Source organism: Mesorhizobium sp. M1328 (assembly GCF_040318075.1).
Classification (GTDB): Bacteria; Pseudomonadota; Alphaproteobacteria; order Rhizobiales; family Rhizobiaceae; genus Mesorhizobium.
In genome coordinates this window covers 229,052-249,548 of the sequence record NZ_JAMYLO010000005.1, presented here as the reverse complement: position 1 = coordinate 249,548, position 20,497 = coordinate 229,052, and the positions used below count along the sequence as shown (strand labels likewise).

General features: G+C 59.8%; 18 protein-coding genes and 2 pseudogenes. 10 read left to right on the top strand and 10 right to left on the bottom strand.

From position 1 onward, the window contains the following. Window positions 1-958: 958 nt before the first annotated feature. Window positions 959-2,293 carry an aspartate aminotransferase family protein gene (locus NKH23_RS13915; protein WP_352974261.1) on the bottom strand — a complete coding sequence of 445 codons (1,335 nt, stop codon included), beginning with the start codon at window positions 2,291-2,293 and terminating at the stop codon, window positions 959-961. Continuing rightward, a complete protein-coding gene (locus NKH23_RS13910) occupies window positions 2,290-3,180 on the bottom strand; it encodes a MurR/RpiR family transcriptional regulator (protein ID WP_353017840.1) in 891 nt (296 codons plus the stop codon). The genes NKH23_RS13915 and NKH23_RS13910 overlap by 4 nt, the downstream gene beginning before the upstream one ends. A gap of 79 nt (window positions 3,181-3,259) precedes the next feature. Here NKH23_RS13910 and NKH23_RS13905 point away from each other — a divergent pair, with 79 nt between their 5' ends. From NKH23_RS13905 to NKH23_RS13880, 6 genes are all read left to right on the top strand, one after another. Continuing rightward, entirely contained in the window at window positions 3,260-4,117 is an 858-nt protein-coding gene (locus NKH23_RS13905) for a beta-keto acid cleavage family enzyme (protein ID WP_352974266.1), read from the top strand. 147 nt (window positions 4,118-4,264) lie between these two features. Beyond that, window positions 4,265-5,014 (top strand): glutamine ABC transporter substrate-binding protein GlnH, encoded by a 750-nt coding sequence (glnH, locus tag NKH23_RS13900; RefSeq protein ID WP_352974268.1) that lies wholly within the window; start codon window positions 4,265-4,267, stop codon window positions 5,012-5,014. 61 nt (window positions 5,015-5,075) lie between these two features. Further along, a complete protein-coding gene (gene glnP / locus NKH23_RS13895) occupies window positions 5,076-5,732 on the top strand; it encodes a glutamine ABC transporter permease GlnP (protein ID WP_352974270.1) in 657 nt (218 codons plus the stop codon). Continuing rightward, window positions 5,729-6,457 (top strand): glutamine ABC transporter ATP-binding protein GlnQ, encoded by a 729-nt coding sequence (gene glnQ, locus NKH23_RS13890; protein WP_353034953.1) that lies wholly within the window; start codon window positions 5,729-5,731, stop codon window positions 6,455-6,457. The genes glnP and glnQ overlap by 4 nt, the downstream gene beginning before the upstream one ends. After that, complete coding sequence (locus NKH23_RS13885) at window positions 6,447-7,505, top strand: C45 family autoproteolytic acyltransferase/hydrolase (RefSeq protein ID WP_352974275.1); 1,059 nt, start codon at window positions 6,447-6,449, stop codon at window positions 7,503-7,505. The genes glnQ and NKH23_RS13885 overlap by 11 nt, the downstream gene beginning before the upstream one ends. A gap of 14 nt (window positions 7,506-7,519) precedes the next feature. Continuing rightward, on the top strand, window positions 7,520-8,437 hold the full coding sequence (locus tag NKH23_RS13880; RefSeq protein ID WP_352974277.1) for a MurR/RpiR family transcriptional regulator: 918 nt from the start codon (window positions 7,520-7,522) through the stop codon (window positions 8,435-8,437). 262 nt (window positions 8,438-8,699) lie between these two features. Here NKH23_RS13880 and NKH23_RS13875 read toward each other — a convergent pair whose 3' ends face one another. The 8 genes from NKH23_RS13875 to NKH23_RS13840 form a co-directional block, all read right to left on the bottom strand. Beyond that, window positions 8,700-8,945, bottom strand: a complete 246-nt coding sequence (locus NKH23_RS13875; protein ID WP_352583292.1) for a MurR/RpiR family transcriptional regulator — start codon at window positions 8,943-8,945, stop codon at window positions 8,700-8,702. Window positions 8,946-9,298: 353 nt separating this feature from the next. Next, entirely contained in the window at window positions 9,299-10,300 is a 1,002-nt protein-coding gene (gene iolG / locus NKH23_RS13870) for an inositol 2-dehydrogenase (RefSeq protein ID WP_352975986.1), read from the bottom strand. A gap of 37 nt (window positions 10,301-10,337) precedes the next feature. Continuing rightward, window positions 10,338-11,111: a TIM barrel protein gene (locus tag NKH23_RS13865; RefSeq protein ID WP_352975940.1), complete on the bottom strand. Its 774-nt coding sequence runs from the start codon at window positions 11,109-11,111 to the stop codon at window positions 10,338-10,340. A 1-nt stretch (window position 11,112) separates the two neighbouring features. Next, window positions 11,113-12,072 carry a sugar phosphate isomerase/epimerase family protein gene (locus NKH23_RS13860; protein WP_352975941.1) on the bottom strand — a complete coding sequence of 320 codons (960 nt, stop codon included), beginning with the start codon at window positions 12,070-12,072 and terminating at the stop codon, window positions 11,113-11,115. Then, window positions 12,069-13,070: a Gfo/Idh/MocA family oxidoreductase gene (locus tag NKH23_RS13855; RefSeq protein ID WP_352975943.1), complete on the bottom strand. Its 1,002-nt coding sequence runs from the start codon at window positions 13,068-13,070 to the stop codon at window positions 12,069-12,071. The genes NKH23_RS13860 and NKH23_RS13855 overlap by 4 nt, the downstream gene beginning before the upstream one ends. An 88-nt stretch (window positions 13,071-13,158) precedes the next feature. After that, window positions 13,159-13,983, bottom strand: a complete 825-nt coding sequence (locus NKH23_RS13850) for an ATP-binding cassette domain-containing protein (protein ID WP_352975945.1) — start codon at window positions 13,981-13,983, stop codon at window positions 13,159-13,161. 11 nt (window positions 13,984-13,994) lie between these two features. Continuing rightward, a complete protein-coding gene (locus tag NKH23_RS13845) occupies window positions 13,995-15,050 on the bottom strand; it encodes an ABC transporter permease (RefSeq protein WP_352975947.1) in 1,056 nt (351 codons plus the stop codon). 98 nt (window positions 15,051-15,148) lie between these two features. Further along, the gene (locus NKH23_RS13840; RefSeq protein ID WP_352975949.1) at window positions 15,149-16,114 is read right to left on the bottom strand and encodes a substrate-binding domain-containing protein; all 966 of its coding nucleotides are present in this window, start codon (window positions 16,112-16,114) and stop codon (window positions 15,149-15,151) included. A 322-nt stretch (window positions 16,115-16,436) separates the two neighbouring features. Between NKH23_RS13840 and NKH23_RS13835 the strand changes: the two genes are divergently transcribed. From NKH23_RS13835 to NKH23_RS13820, 4 genes and pseudogenes are all read left to right on the top strand, one after another. Beyond that, a complete protein-coding gene (locus tag NKH23_RS13835) occupies window positions 16,437-17,480 on the top strand; it encodes a LacI family DNA-binding transcriptional regulator (RefSeq protein ID WP_353034949.1) in 1,044 nt (347 codons plus the stop codon). 226 nt (window positions 17,481-17,706) lie between these two features. Next, the gene (locus NKH23_RS13830; RefSeq protein ID WP_352975955.1) at window positions 17,707-18,738 is read left to right on the top strand and encodes an IS110 family RNA-guided transposase; all 1,032 of its coding nucleotides are present in this window, start codon (window positions 17,707-17,709) and stop codon (window positions 18,736-18,738) included. 486 nt (window positions 18,739-19,224) lie between these two features. Beyond that, window positions 19,225-20,110, top strand: a pseudogene (locus NKH23_RS13825) (site-specific integrase). A 3-nt stretch (window positions 20,111-20,113) separates the two neighbouring features. After that, window positions 20,114-20,492, top strand: a pseudogene (locus tag NKH23_RS13820) (IS91 family transposase); the annotation flags it as partial. Window positions 20,493-20,497 lie beyond the last annotated feature (5 nt).

Sequence of the window (20,497 nt, the reverse complement as noted above, 5' to 3'; positions counted from 1 at the left end):
TTGTCTCCTCCGTGATTTGCCACGTGGCGATGGCCGGTAGATATGTCCGGCTCTGGTCATGAAACAGGACCAAGATTGGCGGGAATGATGGTACCGTTGCGCCATGGGCACTATGTCCATTCCATGTCGACCGCGCCGCGAGGACGCCGCTGGCGACGCAGATCTACAGGGCGGTTCGGGACGCCATCGCGACGGGGCGGCTAGACCCGGGAACAAAGCTTCCTTCCCGGACCCAACATTGCAAGACAGGAAATCATTTGACCCTAAGGCCGCAATCGCCATTACCCGTCATATTATTTCTAAATTATTTGCCTGTGGGGGGCTAGACCCAGGCCGGCTTCGAGCCATAGTTCCGGCTCGGCAGAAGTCACAGCGCATTCTCCCGAGGTCGCGGCGACCATCCCATTCGTACGCCGTTACCGCCTTTTGCCGCACTCCGCCAACGGCCTTTCCAGCCTTGCAACGCCTGGACTATATGTGGCTGCCAGAACCTGACTGACGAACACGAGGACAACGGAGCATAAGGGCAGGCATAATCTCCCCTCCCCCTCTTATGGATCAAGTATCGTAAACTGAGCGCGGGAACATAGCGTATCTGAATTGGCCCACTTCAAAGCGGAGATGGCCATAACTAATTGATATTGAACAGTTTTGGTGGACCCGGAGGATGTTTGGAAAAGAAGCTAAATCAAGCAGTTAGAATCCGGTGGGACCACGCTGCATTCAAATCCGTTCCAATATTTTTCAATGTTTTTGTCCCACCAAACGCGCCTCGCTCAAAGGCGTCTAGGATGGCGGAACGAGAAGCGCCTGCAGTGTGCTACGTGACGCTATTGATAGCGCTAGAAACGGACATTTTACGTCGAGCGTGCAGAGGTCCTGAGTGGGGCCGGAGAACGAAGTCGCCTAACGGTGGATGAGCTGACGTCACGTCGCTGCCTTCAAACGCAGTTCCGGTCTAGTTTGGTGATGTTCGCAATGCCGCCTCGATGGCATCGCCGAGCCGTTCCACGATCGCGTCGATGGCCGGTACGTCGCAAATGAACGGCGGAGCCAGAAGCACGTGGTCGCCATTGATCCCATCGATCGTGCCGCCCATTGGATAGACTAGGAGGCCGCGCGCCATAGCTTCCTTCTTGATCCCCGCGTGCAGCTTCCGTTTGGGGTCGAAGGGCACCTTGGTCGAGCGATCCTCCACCAGTTCCACGCCCATGAACAGGCCGCGCCCGCGAATGTCACCGACATTGGGATGGTTGTCGAAACGCTCGCCAAGCCGACGCGACAGATGCACGCCCATGGCTCTGACATTGTCGAGAAGCTTGTCGCGGGTGATGACGTCCTGAACGGCAAGTGCTGCCGCGCAGGCCATCGGGTGACAGACATAGGTGTGACCGTGCTGGAAGAGACCCGAGCCGCTTGAAAACGCGTCGAATATTTTCTGGCTGAGCAGAACCGCGCCGATTGGCTGGTAGCCGCCGCCCAGCCCTTTGGCGATCGTCATCAGATCGGGGGCAATGCCTTCCTGCTCGCAGGCATGAAGCGTTCCGGTGCGGCCCATGCCGCACATCACCTCATCGAGGATCAGAAGAACACCGTGGCGGTCGCAGATGTCGCGGACCCGACGGAAGTAGTCGGCCACCGGCGGCACCGCGCCCGCCGTCGCGCCGACCACAGTCTCGGCAACGAAGGCCATCACCGTTTCGGGGCCGAGCTCGAGGATCTTGTCCTCCAGCGCCTGCGCGGCGCGGCTGGCATAGTCTTCGTCCGTCTCGCCGGCTTCCTGGAAGCGATAGGCGAAGCATGGATCGATGTGGTGTGTGTCGATGAGCAGTGGCCGGAACTGCGCGCGCCGCCATTCGTTGCCGCCAGTCGCCAGGGCGCCGAGCGTGTTGCCGTGATAGCTTTGCCTGCGCGCGATGATATTGCGTCGCTGCGGCGCACCGGTCTCGACGAAATATTGTCGCGCCATCTTGAGCGCTGCCTCGACCGCTTCCGAGCCGCCGGAGACGAAATAGGCGCGGCTGATGCCGGCCGGAGCGTTGGTGACAAGCCGGTCAGCCAGGGCCTCCGCCGCCTCGCTGGTGAAGAAGCTGGTATGCGCATATGCCAGCGTGTCGGCTTGCCGGTGCATGGCGGCGAGGATGTCAGGATGGCCGTGACCGAGGCACGAAACGGCGGCTCCGCCAGAGGCGTCGATATAGGCGCGGCCATCGGTATCGAACAGTTCAATGCCCTTGCCGCCGCTGGCGACGGGGAGCGTGGCGTGTATCTGGCGGTGCAGAATATGAGTCATGCTTTTCTCCAGCCACGCGGTGGCAATATGTGGATGTCGAGCTGCGACAGCTGGTCTTCGGTGCGGCGAATGGCGGCGAGCGATTTTTCCCCACCCTTGCCGGCGATCAGTGCGGCGAGAATCTCGCCGATGATGAAGGCTGGCGACATGGTGTGGAAGAAGGACGGGCTGTCTGTCGAAACCAGAACCGACAGCCCGGCCAGAGTTGCAAGCGGTGACACGACGCTGTCGGTGACTGCGATCAGCGGAACGCCGTTGGCCGCGGCACGGCGGGCAAGATCGACCGTGAGCCTGGTGTAGGGGGCGACGCCGACGACGAACAGAACATCCTTGGCGGTGGCCAGGCGGATGGCGTCGGTGCCGGCTCCTGCTGCGGCGTCCAGCATCACTGCCTTTTCACCGAGGAAGGACATGACATAGGCGAAGTGGGCGGCAACCGGGTGGCTCGACCGCAGTCCAAGGCAGAATATCCGGCGCGCCGCGTGAAGCTGTCCAGCCGCGGCAGCCAGCGAATCGAGCACGTCTGGGTCGCCGAGACCAGCAACCTGCGCTGACAGCGACGCGATCATCTCGGCGGCCAATGCCCGGTCGCCGACTTGTTTTTGTCGGGAAAGCTGCGTGCCGGCCTTGCCGGCAAAGCCGAGTTCCCCCTGCCGCATGGCGTTGGCATAGAGCGAGCGCAGCGGCTCGTAGCCGTCAAAGCCCAGCCGTTTTGCCAGACGTGTCATCGTCCAGGGTTGCAGACCGGCGCGGCGCGCCTGTTCGCGCATCGACAGCAGCGCGATGTCTTCGGGATTGTCGAGAAGATAGCGGGCCGCGCCCTGAAGCTGCGTAGGCAACGTGTCGAAGACCTCGACAATGGCATCGGTGAGCGGCGCACGGATCATGGCGCAAGCATAGACGCGATCGCAAGACTATGCAACATACGTAGCATCAATTTTGCATATGCAACAAACGGAGCAGGCGGTGAGCGATACGTCAAATCAACCGGGGGCGCCCGTGCAGGCAGACCCCGTCACCATCGCCGTCGCCCCGAATGGCGGCAGACGCACCAAGGCGGATCATCCCGCCCTGCCGATCACCTCCGACGAGTTGGCGAGGGTTGCCGCGGCCTCGCTCGATGCCGGGGCGGCCATGATCCATGTCCATGTCCGCGACCGCGACGGACGCCACCTCTTGGACGCGGAGGCCTATCGGGCCTCGATCGCGGCGATCAGGGCTCGCATTGGCGAAAGGCTCGTCATCCAGATCACCAGCGAGGCCGTGGGCGTCTACGCGCCCGAGCAGCAGATGCGGGTGGTGCGCGAGGTGCGTCCCGAAGCCGTCTCGCTGGCATTGCGCGAATTCGTGCCTGACGAAACGCATGAGGCGGGTTTCTCATCGTTCCTCGAATGGCTGCGCGCAGAGAGGATCGTGCCGCAGATCATCCTCTATTCTGCCGGCGAGGCGTCATATCTGCAGGCGCTCGCGAGGCGAGGCATGATTCCTTTCCAGAACCTGCCGGTGCTCTATGTGCTCGGTCGCTACACGGTCGGGCAAACGTCCCGGCCCGCCGATCTGCTGCCGTTCCTCGCGGCCGACATTGCGGCATTCAGGCATTGGATGGTCTGTGCCTTCGGCCGGCAGGAGACAGCGTGCGTGACGTCAGGCGCGCTGCTTGGCGGGCATGCGCGTGTTGGATTCGAGAACAATCTGTTCCTGCCGGATGGAGCGCTGGCCTCAGGCAATCACGATCTGGTAGCGGCCACGAAACAGGCAATCGAGGCCTGCGGGCTGGCGATCGCCGACGCAGACACATTGCGTGTCCATTGGGCGGGCATCTAGACCATCGGATTCCCTAGACGGTTTTTCACCTGGGTCCGATGCAAATATTTGATGCATACGGTTTGACAATGCATTTTGCATTTGCGAGACGATTGTGACGGTGTTACGGTTCTCAACGCAAATTCCAACAAAAAGGGGAACCCGGACATGAAGTTCGCATTTGCAAGTCTCACCGCCGCCGCCGTTGCGGCAACGCTTATCCTTGGCCAGCCAGCCCGTGCCGACGACCTGATCGTTGCGACAGACACCGCCTTCGTCCCGTTCGAATTCAAGGAGGGCGACAAATATGTCGGCTTCGACATCGATCTGTGGGACGCCGTCGCCAAGGATATCGGCGTCACCTACACGCTCCAGCCGATGGACTTCAACGGCATCATCCCTGCGCTCCAGACCAAGCAGGTCGACGTCGGACTTGCCGGCATCACCATCAAGGACGAGCGCAAGAAGGTCATCGACTTTTCGGATGGCTACTACGACAGCGGCTTCCTGCTGATGGTGCCGATCGATAGCCAGATCAAAGGTCCGGAGGATCTCGTCGGCAAGACGCTGGCCGTCAAGACCGGCACGTCGGCGACCGACTACGCCAAGGAGAATTTCAAGGGAACGGAACTCCGCTTGTTCCCGAACAGCGACAACGCCTATCTCGAAGTCGCGACCGGCCGCGCCGACGCCGCCATGCATGACACCCCAAACGTCCTTTACTACATCAAGACCAACGGTCAGGGAAAAGTGAAAACCGTCGGTCCGCAGATGATGGCCCAGCAATACGGCATTGCCTTTCCGAAGGGCAGTGAACTTGTCGCCAAGGTCAACGCTTCGCTGGTCAAGCTGAAGGGCGACGGCACCTATACCAGCATCTACAAGAAGTGGTTCGGCGCCGAGCCGCCGAAGAGCTGATCCCCAGGGTTTCCCAGCGCGCCGGCATTCCGGCGCGCCTTCCTCGAAGGAAAAGCTTCTCATGGATTTTGATTGGTCCGTCATCTGGCAAGCCCTGCCGGAACTTTTGAAAGGGGCTCGCCTCACCGTGCTGATCGCGCTGGCCGGGCTCGCCGGTGGGCTGGTGATCGGCTTCGCCGCCGGCCTGGCGCGCGCCTACGGCAATGTCGTCTTCAACGCCATGGCCTTCGTCTATGTCGAGATCATACGAGGCACCCCCATCATTGTGCAGGTGATGTTCATCTATTTCGCCTTGCCGATGCTCGCCGATATCCGGATCAATCCTCTGGCAGCCGCCATCATCGCGATCATCGTCAATGCCGGCGCTTACATCGCTGAAATCGTGCGCGGCACATTTCTGTCCATTCACCGGGGATTGCGGGAAGCCGGTCTGGCGCTTGGACTGCCGTTCTGGAAGGTGCTTGTCTACATCATCGGCCCGCTCGCCTTCCGTCGCATGATCCCGGCGCTCGGCAACCAGTTCATCGTCAGCCTGAAGGATACGTCGCTCTTCATCGTCATCGGCGTCGGCGAACTCACGCGGCAAGGCCAGGAAATCATGGCAGCCAACTTCCGCGCCGTCGAAATCTGGTCCGCCGTGGCGTTGCTCTATCTGATCATGACCGGCGCGCTGACGCTGATCCTGAGAGTGACCGAAAAGAGGATGCGCATCCTGTGAGCATCGTGGAGTTCAGGAAAGTCACAAAGCGCTTCGGTCAGGTAACGATCCTTGACGAAGTCGACCTGTCGATAGAGCCCGGCGAGAAGGTCGTTCTTATCGGCCCTTCCGGATCCGGCAAGTCGACGCTGCTTCGCTGCATCAATGCGCTGGAGGAGATCAATGGCGGCGATCTCATCGTCGACGGCATCAGCGTCAAGGGCAGCGGCCGCTTGGTCCGGCTGATCCGCCAGGAAGCCGGCATGGTCTTCCAGCAGTTCAACCTCTTTCCGCAGATGACGGCGCTTCAGAACGTTGCCTTTGGCCCGCACCGCGTGCGCGGCGAGTCGCGCCACGAGGCGCGCAAGCAGGCCATGGCGATGCTGGCCAAGGTCGGGCTCTCCGACCGCGCCCACCACTATCCGAGCGAGCTTTCCGGTGGCCAGCAACAACGCGTCGCCATCGCTCGCGCGCTGGCCGTCAAGCCGAAGCTGATGCTGTTCGACGAGCCGACGTCGGCGCTTGACCCCGAACTCAGGCATGAAGTACTGCGTGTCATGCAGGCGCTGGCCGAGGAAGGCATGACCATGATCGTGGTCACCCACGAGATGGCCTTCGCCCGCAAGGTCGGAACCAGGCTGATTTTCATGGAAGGCGGCAAGATCGCCGTCGACGGCGAGCCGCAGCAGTTGCTCGAAAACCCGCAAAACTCGCGCTTGAAAGAGTTTCTGCAGCATGTCGCCTGACGCCGGCCGCCGGCTTTCCTTTATCGCTGTCGCAGGTTCGCCCTATGATGTCGGAGCGGCTCTCGGTCGCTTCGGTCGCGCCGCCCTGCATGGCCATTTGCGCCATTCTGCTGCATGGCGCGAACTGACCGTACGCCGCGCCGATCCGCGCATCGGCCTGATGGCAACGATCGTTCGCGAGCGGTTTCCACGCTGCTGGGCCGAGTTGGAAGGTCTTGCCGTCGGCCTGGAACTGCCTTTCGACGATGTCTTCCTGTGGAACTGTCGCGGCGACATCTGGGCGATGGCGCCGGATGGCTGCACGACCGTGCAATTGCCCGGCTCCCCGCATGTTGTCGGGCACAATGAGGATGGCGACCCGGACTTTGCCGGCCACTGTGCCCTGGCCCATGTGGCTTGCGAAGGCGGCAGCACGTTCACGGCTTTCGTTTATCCCGGCTCGCTGCCTGGGCACACATTTGCCGCGACGTCGGCCGGACTGGTTCAGACCGTCAACAACCTCAGGCCGCTGGCTGGCGGCTCCGGCACGCCGCGCATGGTCCTGACCCGGGCGATACTCGACGCGCCAAGCCTGGACGCGGCGGCGGCGCTGCTCAAATCGGCGCCGCGCGCCGGCGCATTTCACCTGACCTTGGCCCAGGCCGGGGACGAGCGGCTTCTCAGCGTTGAATTCACCGCTCAGGCGCTTTCCGTCGACCGGGTCGAAGCGGCGCGCGTCCATTCCAACCATCTCATCCATGCCGACACCGGACGCATATCGCAGGTCGTCACCGGATCATCCGGCGCGCGCCAGCGGCGAGGCGAGATGCTGCTTGGTCAAGCGTCGGAGCCGGATCCGCAAAGGCGCGCCGTTGGCATATTGTGGGACGCGGTCGACCCGGAATTGCCGATCTACCGCACTGACCCGGACGACGGCGACATCGAGAACACGCTGGCCAGCGCGGTGTTCCGCATCGGGGCTGACAAGGTCGAGTGGTCTGTCTACGATAGACCGCATGAAGCAGCTCGCTTCGAAATGCGGGATGGGCTGGTACCTGTCGCGACGTGAACAGGAGCGGTGCGATGCCAGAGGAACCCGTTGCCGAGCCGCCGCGCACCATCGAGGATCTGAGGGCGCTCGCGCTCTCGGTCGGCCGTGACCAGGCGGGCTTTTCACTCGGCTCGAAGGCGCACGACGTCTTCGCCAAGCTGGTGGAAGCACCGGAGCAGTCGGCGGTCCGTTCGATTTCGGAACTTGCAAATCAGTTCGGCATCAATCCGTCGACCCTGACCAGGCTGGCGAAGCGTCTCGGCTTCGAAGGCTTCAGCGATTTCCAGGCCGTCTTCCGCAAGGCCATCGCCAATGACCAGCAGTATTTCTACAGTCGCCAGGCCGGACGACTTCTAGCGACGCGGTCCGTCGGTAATGCGGAGATCGAGGTCTTCGAGCGGCTGGCGCGGGAAACGGCGGCAAATGTCGACGGCTTCCTCGGCCAGTTGGATGGCGTTTCGCTGCAGGGGGCGACCAGGCTGCTGGCCAGCGCTCGCCGCGTGCGCGTTCACGGCGTGCGTCAATTCCATTCCCTGGCCAGTTTTCTCACCTATTGCCTCGGCATGGTGCGCTCCGACGTGGCACTGCTGGACGCGCCACGGCTCGGCGTCGCCGAAGCACTGTCGCAGCTTGATCGGGGCGACATTGTCATCGTCGCAAGTTGTGCGCCCTATACGCGCAGCGTTGCAGAGGTTGCTCGAATCGCGGCGGCGAATGGCCAGGCCGTGATCGCGATCACGGATTCCCGATCCTCGCCGCTCGTTCCTCCTGCCGAGCATGCCTTTTTCATCCCTCACGCCAGCAGCTTCTATTCGAACAGCATGGGCGCTTATGTCGTTTTTTGCGAAGCGCTGCTCAACCTTGTCGCCCGGGAACTCGGCGACAAGGCGCTGAACTCGCTAGCCGGGCGTGAACGTCTGATCGCCGAGATGAACATCGAGGTCGGCTGATCCACGGCTTGCGACGGTCCGTTCTTGGCGCGAGCGCGACCTTCAAAGGCTGGTCAGCCGCTTTCGGGCGGAGGCAAAGTTCGCCTCAACGGCCGACATGAGGCGCAAAGCCGACGTTCAGCGAGCTAATCTTCTATTTCCGATTGGGCACCACTGCGAAAGTGAGCGATGCCCGCCTTGAAAGGGGTCGAACCAAGGACCGATCATCGGTTAGGTTCACGTTGGATAACGGTGATTTATGGCGGTTATTGCGGCTTTCCTGTCAGCATAGGGTGTCCGCGGCTCGTATCGAAATCTCCCGGATGTGCTGACGGAAAACCTGTCGGAACTCCCTGAAGTTATCGAACCCGAGAGCAGTGGCCACTCTGACCACGGTTGAGGGCGACACTCCGCATCGGTCCGCAAGCGATTGCGCGGTGCCGAATGCTACAATTTCCGGATGGGCGAGAGCCGTGCGTGCGACGCGCTCCTGTTGCTCTGGGAGGCTAAGCCTGGTTGCTACAATCATATCCTTTAGCTCGGCGATGGTCGTCGGGTTTCGAATGGTTTTTTCCGTGCTCATGATCGTGCTTCCGGTGCATGTTCGGCTATGACTTATTGGGAAGGGCCGTCGGAGGTTGACATCTAACCCCTGAACTTTGCCTGGATGGAACCACAGGCCTGCGCCATGTACTCTCTCGGAGGCGTCCGCACCATCGTTGAAGCTGATATCCTGCGGCCGGTACCTGTAGTTGCAGCAGCTCGTTGATCAAGTCCTTCGCGTGCACCATCCTCCGGTAAATCAGTAGTATGCGGCGGCTCGATCCGAAGCTCGGGGGGCCGCTAGATCGGACAGGAGGAGGATTTTGCTTCTCCGAACGGTCAGCCAAGAACCTCTGCCAATTTCACGGGGAATCCGTTCTTTGCAGACTGGGTTGCAGCTTCCGCCATGGCGAGTGCTGCTACACCATCATCAAGGTTGACCGGCAGAGCCGAGCCTGTCTTCACAGCGTTGACAAATGCTGCCCATTCCGCCGCATAGGCGGGCATGTAGCGTTCGAGGAAGAAATAGGTGGGCTTTGCGCCGGTGACACCGGAAGTCGTGGACTTGACCAAGGTGTTTTCCAACATGTTCTGCGCCTGTAGCAGCCCTTCGGAGCCGAGAAGCTCCAGCCGCTGGTCATAACCATAGACGGCTCGGCGGCTGTTCTTGATCACGGCGATCCGGCCATCCGCATAGGCAAGGGTCACGACGGCGGTATCGACGTCGCCTGCCGCGCCAATTTCCGAATCGACAATCGATGTACCCACCGCCGAGACGGAGACCGGCGCTGTCCCCATAATGAAATTAGCCATGTCGAAATCATGAATCATCATGTCGCGGAAAAGACCACCCGAAACCTTGATATAGGCGATCGGCGGCGGCGCGGGGTCGAAAGAGGTGATCGAGAGCAGTTCCGTCTTGCCGATTTCACCACGGTCGGCTGCTGCCTTGAGAGCCGCAAAGTTGGGATCGAAACGGCGGTTGAAGCCGATCATCACCGGCTTGCCGGTAGCGGCGGCCACCTTCTGACAAGCCTGTGCCCTTGCAAGGCTGAGGTCGACAGGCTTTTCACAAAGCACGGCCTTGCCCGCTGCCGTCGCCCGCTCGATCAAGTCGGAATGGGTATCAGTGGAGGTGGCAATCAGCACGGCATTGATGGCGGGATCATTGAGGATCGCATCGGTCGAGCGGGCTTCGGCGCCATACTGGGCGGCGATCTTCTCAGCGGCGGCCTGTTTGATGTCGGAGACAGCCACAAGGCGGCTGCCGGGATTGGTGGAAATGGCGGTGGCATGGACGCCAGCAATACGGCCTGCGCCCAAAAGGCCGACGTTCAGGATGGTGGATGACACGGATGATCCTCTCAGGAAAACAACCTCAGATAGTGAAAGCGGTGCGGAAGGCTTCGAGTGCAGCTTCCGGATCACCGGAGGCAAAGGCTTCCATACCGACCGGCCCCGCGTAGTCCATGGATTTCAGGGCTTTTGCGACGCCATGCCAGTTCACTTCGCCCGTGCCCGGCTCGCAACGGCCGGGATTATCAGCCACCTGAACTTCCCCGATCCAGGGCAGGCAGGCCTCACACCAGCGGATAAGATCACCTTCACCGATCTGGGTATGGTAGAGATCGAGGTTAATTCGCAGTTGCGGGCGGTTGACGGCTGCAACGAGCGCAAGCACGTCTGCCGTCGAGCCGAAGGGGCAGCCGGGATGATCGATTGGGTTGAGGTTTTCTAACGTGAAGACCTGACCCTCGGCTTCTGCCAGATCGCAGATGCGGTTGAGTGTATCGCGAGCCCGCTGTTCCTTGCCCGGCGCGAAGGCACCGATCTTCGGAATCGGAATGCCCATGTCGCCAAGCCCTGTGCCATGCAGATTGAGGCGGTGGACACCGAGTCGCTTGCCGACCTTCGCCGTTTCCGTGGCAGACGCCAGAAGCATCTCACAACCTTCTGCATCGGTGAGCCGACCTTCGAGATAGCCATTCATGATAGTGAAGGTGGCACCGGTTTTTTCAAGCGCATCAAGATTCCAGGCGGGCCAGTTCCAAAGGCCGACGCCGAAGCCCATTTCTTTCAGGCGGCTTGCCCGCCATTCGATTGGTTTTTCGCGCCAGAGCATTTCGGCGCAAGCGGCAAGTTGGAAGCTCATCTTAGATTTCCTGAAGTTTGAAATCGGCCGGTGCAACCGGCATGACACCCTTGAGAAGGGCCACGGATTTTTCGAGGCCCTCAAGTGAGTTGAGAAGCACGTCCTCATGCTCGATTGAAAGCCAGCCGTCGTAGCCAGCCATCTTCAAGCGATAGCAAAACTGTCGCCACCACTCCTCACTGTGGCCGAAGCCGAGTGTGATGTATGACCAGGAGCGGGCTGGAATGTCTGTCAGGTTGCCGTTTTCGAGGAGGCTGGTCACTGCCTGTTTGGGCGCGTTCAGGAATGTGTCCTTGGCATGGACGTGATAGACGGCCTCCCCCAATGCCTCGGCTGCTATCAGCGGATCGGCTCCCATCCAGAAGAGGTGCGAGGGATCCAGGTTCGCGCCAACGACAGGGCCGACTTCTTGACGGAGTTTCAGGAGCGACGGCACGTTAAAGACGCACTGGTTGCCATGCAGTTCGAGCGCAATCTTTTCCACACCGCATTCATTTGCCAGCGCCACGATCTCGGTCCAGAACGGGAAGAGTTTTTCTTCCCACTGGTATTTGAGGATCGCCTGCGTTTCCGGCGGCCAGGAAGAGACGACCCAGTTTGGCATGGTATCGGACGGATTGCCCGCAGGCAGGCCAGACATGGTGCAGACCGTCTTGATGCCCATCTCGCCTGCGACCCGGATGGTGTTCTTCAGACCTTCGCCCTGAGCCGGATCGGTCGGGTGAAGCGGATTGCCATTGGCATTGAGGCTGATCACATCAAGCCCACGATCTGAAAAGCCCTTGAGGAAGTCCTTCTGCGCGACCGTGTTACCCAGCATGGATTTGATATCGAAATGCGGTGCGGTCGACCAGCCGCAGGTGTTGACCTCAATACCGGAGACGCCCATGCGTGCAGCGTTGTCGAGAAGGTCGTCGAGCGGCATGCCGCCGAGGCTGTCAGATACAAAACCCAGTTTCATGCGTAGAACTCCGGCTTGGAAATCATGGTGACGAGCTGCTTCTGCCCGGAAGCGAGTGCCGTTACGCCTGCCTCGGCGGCAACTGCTGCGGCATAGCCATCCCAGCAGCTTGATGCGATCTCGGGAAACACGTCTGTGTCGACGAAGCGTAGGAAGGCGCGGTTCTGGCGGCGATAGGCATCGAAATAGCGGGTCCGCCAATCGGCATCGTAGCCGGTGTGGACGCCAAGCGAGCGTTCGAGATGGGTATAAGCGACATGGCTCATGGAAATGCTCGCCTGCTCGCCCACGAGTTCGGCACGAACGTCGTAGCCGTACGCAGCGTTGTTGTTGATCTCGATGTTGACGAGCTGGCCATCGACGGTTTCGAGGACCATGAACACGGGCGCGACGCGTCGATCAGAGCGCTTCGGCTGGAAGGCAGAGATCCAGGCATATTCGGTGCCAAGTACATGGCGCACGACGTCGAACTCATGCGGGGCGGAATTGGTGATTGCCATGGCACCGGTGAAGTCGGAGGCTGGCGTTTCCACATTGCGGTGGAAGTTGTGCATCATCAGGGCTCGGCCAAGCGTGCCATTTTCAATTGCCTCTTTCATCTCGACATAGGACTGGTCGTAGCGCCGCATGAAGCCGAGCTGGACGAACTTTTGACCAACTTCCTGTTCGGCCTGCATGATCGAGAGGCATTCGGCCGAGGACTGCGATAGGGGCTTTTCGCAGAGCACCTTCTTGCCCGCGTTGATGCAGGCGAGTGACAGCGGCGCATGAGTGAAGTCCGGGCTCGCGACGATCACCGCATCCACGTCGGCACGGGCAATCACGGCTTCCGGATTACTTGCAACGTCTGCCGCACCATGGGCATCGGCCACCTTGCGAGCGCGGACTTTATCCATGTCGCAGACCACCTGAAGGGTCGCGCCCGGCATTTCCTCCACGACGATCCTGGCGTGGTCAGCGCCCATCAGCCCTGCACCAATGACTGCTACACGCACCATTGGACAAACTCCTTGCGTTCGGTTGGCCAAAGCCCAACCGCTTTCCATTCAACAAATTCCGCTACCTGGCGGCTATGCCCATATTCACTCAGTGAGCGGGGGGTGGCGGAAGACCGTCATGGGTCTCCATATAGCCTTCAATAGAGGCTTCGAGACTCGCCATGGATTCACCACCGGCCATCAGATCAGCGATCTGCTCGCGTGTCTTTTCCCCCTTGCGGAAGTCAGCTGCAATTGCACCACGAATGAGCACTGCGAAGTGATCGCCCACTGCCATGGCATGCATCACCTGATGGGTGATGAAAATGACCGCCAGGCCACGACGCTTAGCTTCATTGACGATACGCAGTACGTGAGCAGCCTGCTTGACGCCGAGGGCTGCCGTCGGCTCGTCAAGAATGAGAACACGAGCTCCGAAATAGACAGCACGGGCAATCGCGAGCGACTGGCGTTCCCCTCCGGAAAGGCCACCGACCAAACGATTACCGTCGGTGATGCGTGTGATCCCCATTTTCTGAATCTCTGCAACTGCCACTCGGGCGGCGGTTTTGCGGTCGAAATATTTGAACGGTCCCCAACCCTTTGTCGGCTCCGAACCCATGAAAAAGTTACGTCCTATGGACATCAATGGATATGTCCCACCGAATTGGTGAACCGTAGCTATCCCGCGTTCCTGAGCCTCACGGGGACTGGAGAACAGTGCGGGCTGACCATCCATCAGAATTTCGCCACGCGTCGGCTGATAGACACCAGACAGCGTTTTGATGAGCGTCGACTTACCCGCGCCGTTGTCGCCAAGCAGGCAGAGCACTTCACCTTCACCGACCTTGAGGTTGATATCGTTCAGAACATCAATATGGCCGAACGATTTGTCGACGTTTCGAAACTCGAGAACGGGTTTCTTATCGGACATTGCCGCTCTCCCTATTTCTTCTTGAACGTCGACCAGCTGGTGGCCAAATGACGAAACGTGTCATTGAGCAGGACAGCGATCAAAAGCATGACACCGATAATTAGGAAAGACAGGTTTCTGTCGATCTCTGTGAAACCAATAGCTTGGGTAACAATGGAAAGGGTGAGCACCCCGAAGACAATGCCCATTACAGTACCAAAACCACCCGTGAGGAGAACGCCACCTACGACCACGGCGATAATGGTGTTGAAGATTAGGCCAAAATTGGCCTGAGACGTTGCGGAGCTGAATGTCATCACCTGAAGGACGCCAGCAAAGGTCGCCGACATGGAACACAGCATGAAGAGTGCAATCTTCATCCTGGTTACAGGAATACCTGCGTTTCTCGCGCTTTCTTGGTCTCCACCAAGAGCAAAGACCCAGCTTCCCTTGGGAGAGTAATGCAGAAAGAAGACGAATGCTGCGACAAGCCCACCCCACCAGAAGACGGAAGAATTGAAGCCATACACCTTCCCGCCGAAGAGCGATTTAGCCCAATCTGGCGCATGATAGAAGGAATTGGTGTTGTTGATGAAGAAGATCGACAGGTAGAGCGTGAGGCCTGCCACTGCAAAGAGCGTCGCCAACGTCACGATGAACGACGGCACGCGCGTGTGGGTTACGATGTATCCATTGATGAAGCCGATCAGTGCACCGATGGCAAGCGCTGCAGCTACACCGACAAGCACAGGCATCTGATAGTGCTCGCAGACAATAGCAACTGTCATCGTGGAGGCGGGAAGTACCGCACCGGTTGAAATATCGAGTTCACCGGCAATCATCAGGAACCCGACCGGAATTGCAATCATTCCTATGAGTGACGCGAAGTTCACCCACGTAGTTACACCAGCCACGGACAAAAAGTTGCGGCTATATCCGAACATCGCAAAAAGGATGAATACAGCCACGAAACCCATGAAAGCACCAGCGGCAGGGGTGCGAAAAAAGGCCTTGATGGATGAAACGGCCGATTCACTCTCGATGGCGGGTGTTTCAACGGTGTTGGTGCTTAGGTTTGTGGCGGTCATGGAAGCAAAATCCTCAGTTGCCGCAGACGAAGTTGCATAGAGGGAGCATGGATGAGACCCGGCCAGGTTAGCGGCCAGGTCTCAGCCTCGGGCCAGCCTCAACGTGCGCCGAGTTTGACGCCTTCGATTGCCGAAGCAACATTGGTTTTGTCGACAATCGCGGGACCAGTCAGAACCGGCTTCGTCGCAATCGCAGTGCCGAACTTCAGGTTTGCAAACAGCATGGAGGTTGCGAGGAACCCCTGCAGATAAGGCTGCTGGTCGATTGCGAAGGTCTGGGTGCCCTTTGAAATGCGATCCAGAACCGAGGCCGACATATCAAAGGTGCCAAGCTCAATCTTGCCGGTCTTGCTCTGCTGATCGATGGAGCTAGCGGCAGCATCTGCAGCCCATGCAGCGAGCGTGATGACGGCGTCAATGGACGGATCCGCGATCAGCTCGGATTTGATTGCTTCAGAGGTACCATTCATGTCCTGGTCAAGGTTAGCAGGAACACGGAGGATGAAGGTGTCTGCGCCAGCCTTCTTCGCACCGTCTTGAACGCCCTTGCAGCGGGTCTCGAGATTTACGGCACCTGGGTTCTGGATGTGGCAGAGGATTTTCTTTGCACCATGAGAAGCGAGATACTTGCCACCCTCAACACCTGCCAGATATTCGTCCGACCCGAAATAGTTTAGCGAGCCGTAATTATCCATCTCACTGTGGCCAGCGTTGAAGGAGATGATCACCACGCCCTTGTCCCGCGCAGCCTTAAGGGCAGGGGTTTCGGATTCTGGCAGCCAGTTTGGGATAGCAATACCTTTAGCGCCCTGGGCTACAGCCTGTTCGATTAGCGAAGCGAGGTCCGGGCCGAAGTTGTCATAGTTTTGGGTCTGCATGAAATTGACGGTGCCGCCATTAGCCTTGACCATCAGCGAAGCATCATCGACGCCCTTCTTGACCATGTTCCAGAAGCCATCTTGGGCCGAACCCACGATGACGGCGATATCCGTGTCACCCGCATGAGCGCTGGATGCCAGCATGAATGCCATGGCTGCGGTAGCGATTTTCTTGGTGAACGACATGTCGAATTCCTCCTCAGGTTAAAGCCGCATGGCTGCGGCTCGACATACTTTTTTGCCTTTTTTGGCCGTGTGGCCGATCCCGGTAGGCACGCGCAGGTCCGCGATCTCAACACAACGACGTTGAGCCTCCTCGTCCAAATTGTGCGCTGGGCCTCCCCCAAGGCGCTGACGGCTCCTAGATCGCTGAGCACTGTCAACGCGTAATGAATGCTACGTTGACATCGTTCAGGTCAATCTGGATTACTATCGCTTCAGAACTTCGTCTCAAATCATTTCGAAAATTTGTATGGATGATATTTTTTGAGATGCCGAAGCCAGAGTAATGGAATTTTTTAACATGAAGAGACCAACCATTCCAGACTTGGCAAAAGCTGCAGGTGTATCCGTGTCAACGGTCAATCGAGTACTGTCCGAGCCCGAATCGGTCCGGAGCAATACGCGCACACGCGTTTTGGCAGCCGCTGAGGAAATCGGCTTCTACGGACTTGGCACCATCAAGCAGGCGGCGAAGGCACAAGAGGTGATCCACCGTGTCGGGGTTTTGCTGCAGCGACGGGAGAGACGCTTCTATCGCCTACTCGGCGATTCAATTGCGCAAGCTGCGGAAGCTTATCCTGCCTGCAATATCGATCTAATGGTCGAGTATATGGAAGACCTCACGCCGGAGAAAGTCGCGGCACATATTCAGTCGCTCGGCGGGCGGTGCGAAGCACTTGCGATTGTAGCGCCGCAGCATCCTGCCGTTGCTGACGCGATTGACGCAGTTCTTGAAAGCGGCGTGCCGGTCGTTTCACTTATCGGCCCCCTCACGGCCAAGGGAGGCATCAGCTTTGTGGGGCTCGATAATTGGAAAGTAGGACGCACCGCTGCCTGGGCGTTTGACCGCATGGTGAGACAGCCGGGGAAAATAGGCATTCTTGTGGGCAGCCACCGATTGCGAAACCAGGAAATGAACGAAAGCGGGTTTCGTTCTTACTTCCGTGAACATAATTCGGGATTCACGCTGCTCGAACCGTTGCCAACTTACGAGTCAGCCGTGGTTGCCCGTGAACATGTCGAAAAGCTGCTGACAGACCATCCGGATATGTGCGGACTATTCATCTCAGGGGGTGGTGTTACAGGTGCGATAGCCGCACTCAGGGCTACTCCAAAACGGGAAGACTTCGTTACCGTCGGCTATGAACTCTTTGAAGATACGCGGGCTGCTTTGATAGACGGTACGATTTCGCTGATCCTGTCACACCCCATAGAGCGTTTTGCATCAGAGACTATTGCAACTCTGGTGAAAGCGAAGAACGCAGGTCCTGATAACGGGGTATTTAGGATCACGTTTCCATTCGATATGTACAGCCCGGAGAGTGTTTGATGACGACTTGGCTCTTAAGCTGGCCATCCAAATGGCAGGCTGGGGTGCGCCTACCTCTTCACGTCCGCTTTGGGGCCGAGGAACGAACATGACGTAATCGCGGGAGCGGTGGCCACCAAAGCTGTGGCGGCGATGTTCGGAGCTCTAGCCGGCTGGCTGTCCCCCGATAGGATGAAGAACGGGCTCACGATGGACACCGGGCCCAGGCATCGAACGGAGGACAGCCATGGAGCAGTATATCGGTCTCGACGTATCCATGAAAGAGACGGCAATTTCGATCCGGCAGGACGGCAAAAGGATGTGGCGGGGCAAGTGCGCGTCCGACCCTCAACTACTCGCGGCGCTGATCCGCAAGCGCGCACCCGATGTGCGGCGGGTCGTATTCGAGACGGGACCGCTGTCGGTGTGGTTCTACCATGCGCTGACGGCAGAGGGGCTGCCGGTGATCTGCATCGACGCGCGGCATGCCAAGGCAGCGCTCGACATGGCCGCGAACAAGACCGATGCGAACGATGCCGATGGCCTGGCACATCTGGCCGAGGTCGGCTTCTACCGAGAGGTTCGGGTCAAAGGTTTCGACAGCATGCTGATCCGCACGCTGATCACCGCGCGGCGCCAGCTTCTCAAGATGCGTTTGCAGATATCCAACCAAATCCGCGGATTGATGAAGACGTTCGGCCTTGTCGTGCCCAAGGGCGCCGGCAGCGTGTTCGAGCGCAACGTTCACGATCTTCTGCAGGGCGAAGCAAAGCTGGCGCGCATCGTCGTGCCAATGCTTAGGGCATGGAGTGATATTCGATACCAGATAGCAGAGCTGAGCAAGCAACTGGCCGCGATGGCTCGTGAAGACCAGCACTGCCGTCTGCTCATGTCGGTGCCCGGTGTCGGCACCGTCACAGCCACCGCCTTTGCCGCGGCCGTGGAGGATCCGGCGAACTTCAGGAACTCGCGCGCCGTGGGCGCATGGGTAGGCCTGACCCCGAGACGCTACCAGTCCGGCGAGGTGGATAATGACGGACATATCTCGCGCCGTGGCGACAATCAGTTGCGCGGACTGCTATACGAGGCGGCCGCGGTCATCCTGAACCGGTCGACGGATACCAGCACCCTGCGAACCTGGGCGTTGGAGCTCAAAGAACGGCTCGGCTTCAAGCGAGCGGCCGTGGCCCTGGCGCGCAAGCTGGCAGTGATCATGCATACGATGCTCCGGACGGGCGAGCTGTTCGATCCGCGCGGAGGAACGCCCGCCGCCGCCTGATCCTGCAGACGCTCGACTACGACGATTTCTTCAGGCCATTCAACCAATAGCGTTCTTACAGGACGCACCGAGCCGTCCCTGCCGGGACGTGGCTGAGATCATTCCGCGAAGCGGGAAGCAACTGCTTCGTTAAGCAGATTGCGCAACGAACATAGGAAGATCTCACCTGCGAAACTCATCCTGCGGCGATCTTTGCATCGACCGCGTAGACGACCCTGTACCCGGCATACGAACGAACGAGCATGGACAGAAAGGACGACTGCCTTGCACTCACCCCCTTGACGGCCGAGCGATTAGACGACGAGCATGGACAGAAAGGACGACTGCCTTGCACTCACCCCCTTGACGGCCGAGCGATTAGACGACCCGCTGCGCGGGAGGGCGCCCGCGGTTGAGGTAGAGATCAAGAACCGGTCGTTGCGCCTGCGTTGAGCGGGGTTCGGCAGCGGCAGAGCATCACAGGCTTCTTCAACAAGGAGCCTGACCATGCCTCATCCAGTTCTCGAAGCTTCGATCAGCCCGTTGCGCCAGCGGCTGATCGACGACATGAACATGCGGCGTTTCTCCCGGGAGACGCAACGCAACTATCTTCGCGACATCGGACGCCTGGCGACATTCCTTGGGCGATCACCAGACACAGCAACCACCGACGACTTGCGCCGGTTCCAGATCAGGCAACAGGACGACGGCGTTCCCGTGCCGACCATGAACAGCATCGTGTCGGCGCTGCGCTTCTTCTTCACGCATACGGTTGATCGTCCCGATCTGGCGCGCAAGCTCGTTCGTCTGGCGCATCCGCGCAAGCTGCCCATGGTCCTGAGCCGCGACGAGGTTGCCCGGCTGCTCAACGCCACCACCTGCCTCAAGCAGCAGGCCGCGCTCTCGGTCGCCTATGGCGCGGGCCTGCGCGTCGCCGAGGTCTCGATGCTGAAGGTTGCCGACGTCGACAGCGAGCGCATGCTGCTGCGCGTCGAGCGCGGCAAAGGCGGGCGAGGACCTGCTCGCGCTGCTGCGCCAGTGGTGGAAGGTCGGGCGGCAGCAGGGCGTGATGCACCGCGATGGCTGGCTGTTTCCGGGGCAGCATCCGATGAAGCCGATCAGCACGCGGCAGCTCTATCGCGTGGTCGTCGAGGCGGCCCAGGCCGCCGACATCGCCAAGCCGGTCGGGCCACACACGCTGCGCCATAGCTTCGCCACCCACCTGCTGGAAGACGGCACCGACATCCGGATCATCCAGGTCCTGCTCGGGCACGCCAAGCTGAACAACACCGCCTTCTATACCAAGGTCGCGACCCGCACGGTGCGAACGGTGACGAGCCCGCTCGACAAGCTCGGCCTGTTCAAGCCGGGAGAGATCTCGCCCGACGGCTGAGCCGTGCGCACCTCTGTCGAGGTCGCCGACATCTTCCGTGCCGCCGGGCCCGCCTATCGGGCCGTCTATGCGGGTCATCTGAGCCTGCAGCAACTCAAGGTCAATGTCGGCGATCGAGCAATGTCGCACCGCGGCCCTCGGCGGGCATGTCGAAGCCTGCGAGGACCGCGGCGAGTGGCGCATCGCCTACAATTCCTGCCGCAACCGGCATTGTCCCAAGTGCCAGGGCGCGGCCGCGCGGACATGGCTCGCCAAGCGAGAGGCCGACCTGCTGCCGGTCGGATACTTCCACGTCGTATTCACGCTCCCCGCCGAGGTCGCCGACATCGCCTTCCAGAACAAGGCGGCGGTCTACGACCTGCTGTTCAAGGCGGGCGCCAATCGCGT

Excerpts from the sequence above, each read along its gene's own strand:
- NKH23_RS13915 (WP_352974261.1), bottom strand. The coding sequence starts at position 2,293 with ATGACTCATATTCTGCACCGCCAGATACACGCCACGCTCCCCGTCGCC.
- NKH23_RS13910 (WP_353017840.1), bottom strand. The coding sequence starts at position 3,180 with ATGATCCGTGCGCCGCTCACCGATGCCATTGTCGAGGTCTTCGACACG.
- glnH (WP_352974268.1), top strand. The coding sequence starts at position 4,265 with ATGAAGTTCGCATTTGCAAGTCTCACCGCCGCCGCCGTTGCGGCAACG.
- glnP (WP_352974270.1), top strand. The coding sequence starts at position 5,076 with ATGGATTTTGATTGGTCCGTCATCTGGCAAGCCCTGCCGGAACTTTTG.
- NKH23_RS13885 (WP_352974275.1), top strand. The coding sequence starts at position 6,447 with ATGTCGCCTGACGCCGGCCGCCGGCTTTCCTTTATCGCTGTCGCAGGT.
- NKH23_RS13880 (WP_352974277.1), top strand. The coding sequence starts at position 7,520 with ATGCCAGAGGAACCCGTTGCCGAGCCGCCGCGCACCATCGAGGATCTG.
- NKH23_RS13875 (WP_352583292.1), bottom strand. The coding sequence starts at position 8,945 with ATGATTGTAGCAACCAGGCTTAGCCTCCCAGAGCAACAGGAGCGCGTC.
- NKH23_RS13865 (WP_352975940.1), bottom strand. The coding sequence starts at position 11,111 with ATGAGCTTCCAACTTGCCGCTTGCGCCGAAATGCTCTGGCGCGAAAAA.
- NKH23_RS13860 (WP_352975941.1), bottom strand. The coding sequence starts at position 12,072 with ATGAAACTGGGTTTTGTATCTGACAGCCTCGGCGGCATGCCGCTCGAC.
- NKH23_RS13855 (WP_352975943.1), bottom strand. The coding sequence starts at position 13,070 with ATGGTGCGTGTAGCAGTCATTGGTGCAGGGCTGATGGGCGCTGACCAC.
- NKH23_RS13850 (WP_352975945.1), bottom strand. The coding sequence starts at position 13,983 with ATGTCCGATAAGAAACCCGTTCTCGAGTTTCGAAACGTCGACAAATCG.
- NKH23_RS13845 (WP_352975947.1), bottom strand. The coding sequence starts at position 15,050 with ATGACCGCCACAAACCTAAGCACCAACACCGTTGAAACACCCGCCATC.
- NKH23_RS13840 (WP_352975949.1), bottom strand. The coding sequence starts at position 16,114 with ATGTCGTTCACCAAGAAAATCGCTACCGCAGCCATGGCATTCATGCTG.
- NKH23_RS13835 (WP_353034949.1), top strand. The coding sequence starts at position 16,437 with ATGGAATTTTTTAACATGAAGAGACCAACCATTCCAGACTTGGCAAAA.
- NKH23_RS13830 (WP_352975955.1), top strand. The coding sequence starts at position 17,707 with ATGGAGCAGTATATCGGTCTCGACGTATCCATGAAAGAGACGGCAATT.